We start from the raw sequence: 11,040 nt of genomic DNA on the forward strand, positions 1-11,040 counted from the left end.
CCGTGGACCCATGGCCGAATCCGCCGATAAACCACCGATTGACGCCATCTTGCAGAAGGTACTGGAAGCCGTGCCGTTCACCTTGATCAGCGGCGGCGGTGTCGATGAATCGCGGCGCCGGCTACGGGAATTGCCCCGCCGCCCGCTTCACGAGGACCTTCTGGTGGAGGACCGCAACATCGACGGTCCCGCCGGCCGCCTGCCGCTACGGATCTACTGGCCCGAAGCCGACGCCGGACCCGGCCCACATCCGGTGACGATGTTCTTCCACGGTGGCGGATTTGCCCTCGGTGACCTCGACACTCATGACGTCACCTGCCGCGAGCACGCCGCGCGCGGCCAGACCGTGGTGGTCGCGGTTGACTACCGGTTGGCCCCCGAGCACCCGTATCCAGCCGCGGTGGAGGACGCGTGGGCGGCCACCTGCTGGGTCGCGGGGAACGCCGGCCAGTTCGGGGCCGACGGCTCCCGGCTGGCGGTGGCCGGCGACTCGGCCGGCGGCACCTTGGCGGCCGTCGTGGCCCAACGATCACGCGACCGGGTCCGGGCCGGTGAAGGTCCGGCCGTGGCGTTTCAACTGCTCTGGTACCCGTCCACGATGTGGGACACGTCACTGCCCTCGTTCATGGAGAACGCTGATGCGCCGGTCCTGGACCATGCGGCTATCGCCGCGTTCACTACCTGGTATGCCGGACACCTGGATCCCTCCGAGCCTCCTGCTGAGCTCGCGCCGGGGCGCGCCGCCGACCTGACCGGCCTGGCCCCGGCCTATGTGGCGGTGGCCGGCCACGATCCGCTGCGGGACGACGGCGCCCGCTACGCGGAACTCCTGGCCGCCGCCGGGGTGCCGGTGCAGTTCCACAACGCCGAAACGTTGGTGCACGGCTATCTCGGGTACTCCGGGGTGGTGCCGGCCGCCACCGATGCCACTGCTCGGGGGTTGGCGGCGCTCCGGGAGGCTCTGCACCGCCCGGCCTGCCAGTAACGTTTGTCGGTCTGCAAACGACAAGTCACAATGACAGCGAACGTCCCGAACCTGGAGGAACCAAGGCTTATGACATCCGGTCAGACCCGGCGCGTCACCCGCGCCGTAATCGGCAGCATCGTCGGGGGCATCGCCCTGGCCGGCTTAGCGGCGCCGTCGGCGTTCGCAGCTCCGGACTGCAGCCCGGCGGCAGTGGACAGCGCGGTGTCCTCGGTCACCCAACAGGCGCGGGCCTACCTCAACACCCACCCGGCGGCCAACAAGATGTTGATGACCGCCGCCCTGCAGCCCCAGGCTGAGGCCGCCCAGACCATTCAGGGCTATGCCAGCACCAATCCGCAGGAATACGCCGATTTCAAGGCGATCCTGGCACCGCTGAGCAGCCTGCAGAGCCAGTGCGGTGTGCAGGTGGTCCCGGTCGAGTACCAGTGGGCCTTCAACCAGTTCATCGGTTGATCTGATCGACGAGAAAAGCGGCTCACGTCCCCCCGTGAGCCGCTTTTCCTGCGTGGGTGGTTAGACCGAACTCTTCAGGTCCTCGACCTTGTTCAGCCGCTCCCACGGCAGATCCAGTTCCGGGCGCCCGAAGTGCCCGTATGCCGCGGTTTGGGCGTAGATCGGCTGCAGCAGGTCGAGGTCACGCACGATCGCGCCGGGCCGCAGGTCGAACACCGCGCTGATGGCCTTCTCGATACGGTGCGGATCGACGGTCTCGGTGCCGAAGGTCTCAACGAACAGCCCCACCGGCGCGGCCTTGCCGATGGCATAGGCCACCTGCACCTCGACCCGCTCGGCCAGGCCCGCGGCGACGACGTTCTTGGCCACCCAGCGCATCGCGTAGGCCGCCGACCGGTCCACCTTGGACGGATCCTTGCCGGAGAAAGCACCGCCGCCGTGCCGGGCCCAGCCGCCGTAGGTGTCGACGATGATCTTGCGGCCGGTCAGGCCGGCGTCGCCCATCGGGCCGCCGACGACGAAGTTGCCGGTGGGGTTGACCAGCAGACGGAAGTCTGAGGTGTCCAGGCTCTCGTGCGCGAGGTCCGCCAGGACCGCGTCCACGACGTTCTTGCGGACCTCGGGAGCCAGTTGCTTGACCAGATCAATACCCTCGGCGTGCTGGGTGGACAGCACCACGGTGTCCAGGCGGATCGGGGTGGTGCCCTCGTACTGGATGGTGACCTGTGTCTTGCCGTCCGGCCGCAGGTAACCCATCGTGCCGTTCTTGCGGACCTCAGTCAGCCGACGAGAAAGCCTGTGCGCCAGGGCGATCGGCAGCGGCATCAGTTCAGGGGTGTCGCGGATCGCGTATCCGAACATCAGACCCTGATCGCCGGCGCCCTGTAGGTCGAGTGGATCCTTCTCCCCCTCGACACGGACCTCGTAGGCCTTGTCCACACCGTCGGCGATATCCGGCGACTGCCGTCCGATGCCGATGTTCACTCCACAGGAGGCCCCGTCGAAGCCCTTTTCCGAGGAGTCGTAGCCGATCTCCAGGATGCGCTGCCGCACGGTGTCGGTGATATCGGCGAAAGCCTCCTTGGCCGAGGTCGTCACCTCGCCCACCACATGCACCTGGCCGGTAGTGACCAGCGTCTCCACCGCGACACGGGACTTCGGGTCGTCCTTGAGCAGCGAGTCCAGCACCGAATCACTGATGGCGTCGCAGATCTTGTCCGGATGCCCCTCGGTCACCGACTCGCTGGTGAACAGCCGACCGTTGTCACTCACTGCGCAGTCCCCTTATCAATCATTTGGTGGCTCAATCACTTAGTGGCGTCGACATCGACGCCGGAGGTCAATCGTTGCGGCCCTGCAGGAACGCAGAGACCGCGTCCACAATACGGCTTGCCATCACGGTCTTCGAACCGTGCTCCAACGCCACCTCGGTTCCGTCGGCGCCCAGCAGCCAGCCGTCGTTGCTGTCGACCTCAAAGGCCCGGCCGTCGCCCACCGCGTTGACCACCAGCAGGTCGCAGGCTTTACGGCACAGCTTCGTGCGGGCGTGGAACAGCACGTCGCCGTTGGCGTCACCGGTCTCGGCGGCGAACCCGACGATGACGCGCATATTGGGCAGATCGCCGTCGACGCGCTGGCGCACCGCGGAGGCCAGGATGTCCTCGGTGCGGACCAATTCCACGGTCGGCCCGGCGGTGTCCTCTGCGGTTTTCTTGATCTTGGTGGTGGCCGCGTGGACGGGCCGGAAGTCCGCCACCGCAGCGGCCATCACCAGCACCTGGGCCTCCGGGGCATGTTTGGTGACCGCTTCGTGGAGCTGAGCGGCGGAGGTCACGTGCAGGACGTGCACACCCGCCGGGTCGGCCAGTCCGGCGGTGTTGCCCGCGATCAGGGTGACCTCCGCCCCGCGCTGGGCGGCGACCCGGGCCACCGCGAATCCCTGCTTGCCGGAGCTTCGGTTACCGATGAACCGCACCGGATCCAGGGCCTCGCGGGTTCCACCGGCGGTGACGAGGAACTTCACGCCGTGCAGGTCGTGGGGCAGCGCGTCGCCGCGGGACAGCAACAGTTCGGCGAGGGTGGTGATTTCCTCCGGTTCGGGCAGCCGCCCGGGTCCGGTGTCGGTGCCGGTCAGCCGACCCGAGGCCGGTTCCAGCACCACCGCACCGCGCCGCCGCAGGGTTGCCACGTTGTCCACCGTCGCCGGGTGCAGCCACATTTCGGTGTGCATCGCCGGGGCGAACAGCACCGGACACCGCGCGGTCAGCAGGGTTGCGGTCAGCAGGTCATCGGCGCGCCCCGTGGCGGCCCGGGAAAGCAGGTCGGCGGTGGCCGGGGCGACCACGACCAGATCCGCCTGCTGCCCGAGGCGCACATGCGGGACGTCGGGAACATCCTCGAAAACGCCGGTTCGGACCGGGTTGCCGGACAGCGCCTCAAAAGTGGCCGACCCGACGAAGCGCAGTGCGGCCTCGGTGGGAACGACCCGGACGTCGTGCCCGGATTCGCTGAGTTGGCGCACCACCGAGCAGGCTTTGTAGGCGGCGATGCCGCCCGCGACGCCGACGATGATCCGCTTGCGGCTCATGGACTGACCCGCGCTGGCGCGGCTATTCGCCTTCGGTGTGCTCGAGCAGGTCGCCGTGGATCTCCCGCAACGCGATCGACAACGGCTTCTCCTGCAGGCCCGGCTCGACGAGCGGACCGACGTATTCGAGGATGCCCTCGCCGAGCTGGTTGTAGTAGTCGTTGATCTGCCGCGCGCGCTTGGCTGCGTAGATCACCAGGGCGTACTTACTCGAAACCCGGTCCAGCAGTTCGTCGATGGGCGGGTTGGTGATGCCCAACGGGGTGTCGTAGGCGGTTGCCGCACCGGGGGCCGGATCGTAGTGATCGGCAGTGGTTGTCACGTGAACGTTCTCCTGGCAGTAAGTCTTGATTCGGTGGGCCGTTCGTGTGGTCTAACAACGCGACCGCTCACGCCGGTTCCGGCGCGTTTCCCACCAGCAACGATACCAATTCAGCGCACGCCGATTCCAATCGGCTGTTGACGACGACGACATCGAACTCGCCTTGTGCGGCCAGTTCGGCTTCGGCGGTCGCCAGCCGGCGTGCCATGACGTCGGGGGTTTCGGTCGCCCGGCCCACCAACCGGTCACGCAGTGCATCCCAACTCGGCGGGGCCAGAAAGACGCTCAGCACGTCGGGCATGGCTTGTTTCACCGCGCGCGCGCCGGCCAGGTCGACCTCGATGAGCACCGGATGCCCGGCCGCCGCCGCCTCCAGCACGGGGGCCGCCGGAGTGCCCGAACGGTGCAGACCGCCGTGGATATCCGCCCACTCCAGCAGCTCGCCGTTCTCGATGAGTTGCTGGAACCGCTCGCCGGTGACGAAGTGATAATCCCGGCCGTCGACCTCGCCGGGGCGCGGGGCACGGGTTGTCGCCGACACGCTGAAGTGCAGGTCAGGGACCTGCTCCCGCAGCTGTTGAACCACTGTGGACTTGCCGACAGCCGAAGGGCCGGACAGCACGAGCACGCGTCCACGCGTGACTCGGGGGCTGTCCGGCCCTTCGCCGATGTTCGTCAACCTCATCCGTCCGAGTCTGATCCGTCCGGGATCAAATCCGTCTGGGTCTGATCCGTTTGGGATCAGGAGAACTTTTCCAGCAGAGCCTTGCGCTGCCGGTCGCCCAGGCCGCGCAGGCGGCGGGTGGGGGCGATCTCCAGTTCGGTCATGATCTCCTGCGCTTTGACCTTGCCCACCTTGGGCAGGGCCTCCAGCAGCGCGGAAACCTTCATCTTGCCGAGGACCTCGTTGGTCTCGGCGTCCTTCAGCACTTGCTGGAGGTTGGTGCCACCGCGCTTGAGCCGATCCTTGAGCTCGGCACGTGCTCGACGTGCGGCGGCAGCCTTCTCCAAAGCGGCAGCACGCTGCTCATCGGTCAACTGGGGAAGTGCCACGGGTTTCCTCCGTCTCAATTCATTCTCGATCATTGTTTATGCCTGGGCCGGGTACTTCAGCCAGCGACAACGACCGTACCCAGGCCTCCAGACGAAATCTAACCCGACCCCCGCATCACAGGCGAAAACCGCCAGGACACCCGATCCGGATTCGTCCCCCGAAGCAACCTCGGGGCACCCGCCACCCGGTGCTGCCAGCAACCGTAAACACGCCCGGCACGGGACCGTGAAACCGCACTTGACAGAGATTGCTACCGGCGATTACTACCACTCAGAACAGGCCGTAGCAACGTCGCGGGCGGATCGGAAAACCAATTCCGGCCCGATTCTCCCCCAACCCGGCGTGTCGCGCGTGTCGTGCTCAGCAACCAGGCACGTGGGTGCACGCCCTCACGCCAGATGAGCGACAGCGTCGCGAAGCCGTTCACCGGCCGCGCGCAGCGCCTCAGGCCGCGGTCCGGCCCGCAAGATCTCCCGGGACACCGCGGGGATCAACTGCCCGCGGCCCGCCCCACCCAGGCCCGCCAGGGCGTCCGGGCGGCCGCCCTGGGCGCCGACCCCAGGGACCAGGACGGGGCCGCCCAGAGCACTGAGGTCGGGGACGTCAGCGGGTTTGAGGGTCGCCCCGACGACCACACCCACCGAGCCGGGCTGCGGGGCGGTGCCGCGGTTGACCGCCGCAGCCTCATCGACGATGGACTGTGCGACCGTCCGCCCGCCGCCGACGACGGCTCGCTGGACACCGGCCCCCTCCGGATTGGAGGTGGCGGCCAGCACGAACACACCCCGGTCGTGGGCAGCGGCGACCTCCAGCAGCGGAGCCAGTGAGCCGAAGCCGAGATACGGCGACGCGGTGACGGCGTCGGCGGCCAGAGGCCCGTCGCCGGCCCATGCCTGCGCGTAGGCCGCCATGGTCGATCCGATGTCGCCGCGCTTGGCGTCGGCCAGTACCAGCACACCCTGTGACTGCAAAGCTGCAGTGGTGCGCTCCAGCACCGCGAACCCGGCCGAACCGTAGGCCTCGAAGAACGCGACCTGCGGTTTGACCACGGCGAAGCCGCCGTAAGCCTGGACGCAGATGTCGCAGAACCGGGCCAGTCCTTCGGCGGTGCCCGGCAGACCCCAGTCGATCAGCAGGCCCGGATGGGGATCAATACCGACGCACAGCGGTCCGCGGACGTCGATGGCCGCGGCCAGACGCTGGCCGAACCCACCGGGGGTTCTATCGCCGGGGACCATACTCAATGGCCGCCGAGCACGGCGTGCAGTTCCTGCAATGAGCGCACCCCGATATCGCCGCGGATGGCGGCCTCGATGCCCTGCACCGCCGCCGAGGCGCCCTGCACGGTGGTGATGCAGGGGATGTTCATCGCCACCGCCGCCGAGCGGATCTCGTAGCCGTCGATCCGGGGCCCGGAGTTGCCGTACGGGGTGTTGATCACCATCCCGACCTCGCCGGCGTTGATGGCGTCGATCGCCGTCATTTCCGGACGGCCTTGTCCCGGTGCCTCGAAGTGCTTGCGGACCACGTCGCAGGGTATCCCGTTGCGGCGCAGCATTTCCGCTGTGCCCTCGGTGGCCAGCACCCGGAACCCGAGATCAGCCAGTCGCTTGACCGGAAAGACCAGCGACCGCTTGTCCCGGTTAGCCACCGAGACGAAGACGGTGCCTGAAGTGGGCAGCGACCCGTAGGCGGCGGTCTGGCTCTTGGCGAAAGCGCTGCCGAAGTCCTTGTCGATTCCCATCACCTCGCCGGTGGACTTCATCTCCGGTCCCAGCAGGGAGTCCACTCCGGACCCGTCCACCCGGCGGAACCGCCGAAACGGCAGGACCGCCTCCTTGACCGCGATGGGCGCCCTCGGATCCGGGGCGGTACCGTCACCATCGGGGATCAGCAGGCCCTCTTGACGAAGCTGGGAAATGCTGGCCCCCAACATGATTCGGGCGCAGGCTTTGGCCAGCGGGACGGCCGTGGCCTTGGACACGAACGGGACGGTCCGACTGGCCCGCGGGTTGGCCTCCAGGACGTAGAGCACGTCGTCCTTGAGCGCGTACTGGACGTTGAGCAGGCCCACCACGCCGACCCCGCGGGCGATCGCCTCGGTGGCGCGACGGACCGCCTCGATGTCGCTGCGGCCCAGTGTCACCGGCGGCAGAGCGCATGCGGAGTCCCCGGAGTGGATGCCGGCCTCCTCGATGTGTTCCATCACCCCGCCGATGTAGACCTCAGTGCCGTCACAGAGGGCGTCGACGTCGATTTCGATGGCGTCCTCGAGGAACCGGTCCACCAGAACCGGGTGTTCGGGTGACAGTTGGGTGGCCCGGGTGATGTAGCCGTGCAACGTTTTCTCGTCGTACACGATCTCCATACCGCGCCCGCCCAGCACGTAGGAGGGCCGTACCAGCACCGGGTAGCCGATGGCCGAGGCGATTTCGCGAGCCTCCTCGAAGCTGGTGGCGGTGCCGAATTTGGGCGCCGGCAGTCCGGCGTTGATCAGCACCTGGCCGAACCGGCCGCGGTCCTCGGCCAGATCGATGGCCTCGGGGCGGGTGCCCACGATCGGAACGCCGGCCTTCTCCAGGCGGTGGGCCAGGCCGAGCGGAGTCTGTCCGCCCAGCTGCACGATGACGCCGACCACGCCGGGGCCGCCCTGTCCGGAGGCGGACTCGGCGTGGAAGACCTCCAGCACGTCCTCGAAGGTCAACGGTTCGAAGTAGAGCCGGTCAGCGGTGTCGTAGTCGGTGGAGACCGTCTCGGGGTTGCAGTTGATCATCACCGTCTCGAACCCCGCCTGCGACAGGGTGGTGGCCGCGTGCACGCAGCTGTAGTCGAATTCGATGCCCTGACCGATCCGGTTCGGACCCGAACCCAGGATCAGCACCTTGGGTTTCTCGGTTTGCGGCGCGACCTCGGTCTCTGCCGCCGGGTCGAGCTCATAGCTGGAGTAGTGGTACGGCGTCTTGGCCTCGAACTCGGCGGCGCAGGTGTCGACCGTCTTGAACACCGGGCGAATGCCCAGCCGTTGGCGCAGCGAGCGAACCCCGGCCTCGCCGGCCAACTCCGGTCGCAGCGCGGCGATCTGCCGGTCGGACAGGCCGTTGTGCTTGGCGCGGCGCAGCAGGACCTCATCGAGGACCGGCGCTTCCAGCAGTTGCCCGCGCAACGCGACCAGACCGTTGATCTGTTCGACGAACCACGGGTCCACCCCGGAGGCTTCGGCGACCTGTTCCACGCCCGCGCCCAGTCGCAGCGCCAGTTCGATGTCGTAGAGCCGACCCTCGGTGGGCGTGCGCAGCCGGGTCAGGACGTCCTCCACCCAGCCGTCCTCGTCTTCGCCGGTCCAGAACCCCGCCCGGGTGGTCTCCAGCGAGCGCATCACCTTGCCGAGGGCTTCGGTAAAGTTGCGGCCCAACGACATTGCCTCGCCCACCGACTTCATCGTGGTGGTCAACGTCGGGTCGGCGCCGGGGAACTTCTCGAAGGCGAACCGGGGCGCCTTGACCACCACATAGTCCAGGGTGGGCTCGAAGCAGGCCGGGGTTTCCTTGGTGATGTCGTTGAGGATCTCGTCGAGGGTGTAGCCGATGGCCAGCTTCGCGGCGATCTTGGCGATCGGGAATCCGGTGGCCTTGGATGCCAACGCGCTGGAGCGCGACACCCGCGGGTTCATCTCAATGACGATCAACCGGCCGTCGGCGGGGTCGACCGCGAACTGGATGTTGCAGCCGCCGGTATCCACACCGACTTCGCGCAGGATCGCGATGCCCAGATCGCGCATCACCTGATACTCGCGGTCGGTCAGCGTCATCGCCGGCGCAACGGTCACCGAGTCACCGGTGTGCACACCCATCGGGTCGACATTCTCAATCGAGCAGACCACCACGACGTTGTCGTTGCCGTCGCGCATCAACTCGAGTTCGTATTCCTTCCAGCCATAGATCGACTCCTCGATGAGCACATTCGCACTCGGCGAGGCAGCCAATCCGTCCCCGGCCATCCGTTCGACGTCCTCGACCGACTTCGCCATGCCCGAGCCCAGACCGCCCATGGTGAACGACGGCCGCACCACCACCGGCAGGCCAAGTTCGGCGACGGTATCGCGGACCTCGTCCATGGTGAAACACACCCGGGACTTGGCCGACTCCCCGCCGACCTTGGCGACGATGTCTTTGAACTTCTGCCGGTCCTCACCGCGCTGAATCGCCTCGAAATCGGCGCCGATGAGTTCCACCCCGTAGCGGTCCAGGGCCCCATTCTCGTACAACGAGACCGCGGTGTTCAGCGCGGTCTGCCCCCCGAGGGTGGCCAGCAGTGCGTCGATCGGATTGCCACGCTGTGCCTGCTGGGCGATCACCTTCTCGACGAAGTCGGGCGTGATCGGCTCGACATAGGTGTAGTCGGCGTATTCCGGGTCGGTCATGATCGTCGCCGGATTGGAGTTCACCAGGCTGACCGTCAAACCCTCCGAGCGCAGAACCCGACAGGCCTGGGTGCCCGAGTAGTCGAACTCGCAGGCCTGCCCGATGACGATCGGCCCGGAGCCGATTACCAGGACGTGGTTGAGATCGGTGCGGCGCGGCATTAGCGGCGGCCCCCTTCCATCAGGTCGACGAACTGGTCGAAGAGGTAATTGGCGTCGTGTGGACCGGCCGCCGCCTCCGGGTGGTACTGGACTGAGAAAGCGCGACCGTCAACGAGTTTCACGCCCTCCACCACGCCGTCGTTGGCACAGGTGTGGCTGACCACGGCCGGCCCGAAGTCGGTCTCGAAGCGCTCCCCCGCTTCACCTTCCAGGGCGAAGCCGTGGTTCTGGGCGGTCACGGCAACCCGCCCGGTGGCGTGGTCGATCACCGGCACATTGATGCCGCGGTGCCCGAAGGCCATCTTGTAGGTCGATCGGCCCAGGGCGCGGCCCAGGATCTGATTGCCGAAACAGATTCCGAACAGAGGGATCCCGGCTCCGAGCACCTCGCGGGTCACCGCGACGACGCGGTCGGCGGTGGCCGGATCGCCGGGGCCGTTGGACAGGAAGACCCCGTCGGGTGCCAGGTCGGCGATCTGCTCGAATGTGGCCGTCGAGGGCAGCACCTGGGTGCGGATGCCGCGGCCTGCGAAGTTGCGGGGGGTGTTGGTCTTGATACCCAGGTCCAAAGCGACGACGGTGAACCGTTGCGCACCGTCGGGTTCGACGATGTAGCCGTCGCTGGTGCTGACTTCGCCGCACAGGTCTGCCCCCAGCATCGACGGCTGGTTGCGGACCCGGTCGACGAGTTCGGCGTGCTCGGCCAGTGCCGGACCGGAGAACACACCGGCCCGCATGGACCCTTTGGTGCGCAGACGCCGCACGATCGCGCGGGTGTCGACCCCGGCGATACCGACGATCCCCTGGCGGGCCAGTTCCTCGTCGAGGGTTCCGGTGGCCCGCCAGTTCGATGCCCGCGGTGAGGGGTCGCGCACCACATAGCCGGCCACCCAGATTCGTTCGCCGCGGCTCTCGCTGTCCTGCTGGTTCCACCCGGTGTTGCCGATCTGCGGGGCGGTGGCGACCACGATCTGACGGTGGTAGCTGGGATCGGTGAGAGTTTCCTGGTAGCCCGACATCCCGGTGGAGAACACCGCTTCACCGAGAGTCTGGC

Annotated in this window: 10 protein-coding genes; 2 read left to right on the forward strand and 8 right to left on the reverse strand. The window is 67.5% G+C overall.

Annotation, left to right across the window (positions count from 1 at the left end):
* The first annotated feature begins 10 nt into the window (after window positions 1–10).
* Together ADBZ5N_RS13755 and ADBZ5N_RS13760 are read left to right on the forward strand one after the other, a co-directional pair.
* Window positions 11–985, forward strand: coding sequence for an alpha/beta hydrolase (locus ADBZ5N_RS13755; RefSeq protein ID WP_526258247.1), 975 nt, complete (start codon window positions 11–13; stop codon window positions 983–985).
* Window positions 986–1,054: 69 nt separating this feature from the next.
* Window positions 1,055–1,441 carry a hemophore-related protein gene (locus tag ADBZ5N_RS13760; protein WP_526258230.1) on the forward strand — a complete coding sequence of 129 codons (387 nt, stop codon included), beginning with the start codon at window positions 1,055–1,057 and terminating at the stop codon, window positions 1,439–1,441.
* A gap of 60 nt (window positions 1,442–1,501) precedes the next feature.
* Here ADBZ5N_RS13760 and metK read toward each other — a convergent pair whose 3' ends face one another.
* The 8 genes from metK to carA all read right to left on the reverse strand — a co-directional run.
* Window positions 1,502–2,713: a methionine adenosyltransferase gene (gene metK / locus ADBZ5N_RS13765; RefSeq protein WP_526258232.1), complete on the reverse strand. Its 1,212-nt coding sequence runs from the start codon at window positions 2,711–2,713 to the stop codon at window positions 1,502–1,504.
* 67 nt (window positions 2,714–2,780) lie between these two features.
* The gene (gene coaBC / locus ADBZ5N_RS13770; protein WP_526258234.1) at window positions 2,781–4,028 is read right to left on the reverse strand and encodes a bifunctional phosphopantothenoylcysteine decarboxylase/phosphopantothenate--cysteine ligase CoaBC; all 1,248 of its coding nucleotides are present in this window, start codon (window positions 4,026–4,028) and stop codon (window positions 2,781–2,783) included.
* A 22-nt stretch (window positions 4,029–4,050) separates the two neighbouring features.
* A complete protein-coding gene (gene rpoZ / locus ADBZ5N_RS13775) occupies window positions 4,051–4,350 on the reverse strand; it encodes a DNA-directed RNA polymerase subunit omega (RefSeq protein WP_526258236.1) in 300 nt (99 codons plus the stop codon).
* A gap of 67 nt (window positions 4,351–4,417) precedes the next feature.
* Window positions 4,418–5,035: a guanylate kinase gene (gene gmk, locus ADBZ5N_RS13780; protein ID WP_526258238.1), complete on the reverse strand. Its 618-nt coding sequence runs from the start codon at window positions 5,033–5,035 to the stop codon at window positions 4,418–4,420.
* A 56-nt stretch (window positions 5,036–5,091) separates the two neighbouring features.
* Window positions 5,092–5,403, reverse strand: a complete 312-nt coding sequence (gene mihF, locus ADBZ5N_RS13785; protein WP_526258241.1) for an integration host factor, actinobacterial type — start codon at window positions 5,401–5,403, stop codon at window positions 5,092–5,094.
* A 390-nt stretch (window positions 5,404–5,793) separates the two neighbouring features.
* Window positions 5,794–6,642, reverse strand: a complete 849-nt coding sequence (gene pyrF, locus ADBZ5N_RS13790; protein ID WP_526258249.1) for an orotidine-5'-phosphate decarboxylase — start codon at window positions 6,640–6,642, stop codon at window positions 5,794–5,796.
* Between the two features lie 2 nt (window positions 6,643–6,644).
* Window positions 6,645–9,986 (reverse strand): carbamoyl-phosphate synthase large subunit, encoded by a 3,342-nt coding sequence (gene carB, locus ADBZ5N_RS13795; RefSeq protein WP_526258243.1) that lies wholly within the window; start codon window positions 9,984–9,986, stop codon window positions 6,645–6,647.
* Window positions 9,986–11,040, reverse strand: a 1,055-nt coding sequence (gene carA / locus ADBZ5N_RS13800; RefSeq protein ID WP_526258245.1) for a glutamine-hydrolyzing carbamoyl-phosphate synthase small subunit, incomplete at its 5' end; no start/stop codon positions are given. The genes carA and carB, both read right to left, overlap by 1 nt.

This window comes from Mycobacterium sp., assembly GCF_044370595.1.
In the GTDB taxonomy this organism is placed as follows: Bacteria; Actinomycetota; Actinomycetes; order Mycobacteriales; family Mycobacteriaceae; genus Mycobacterium.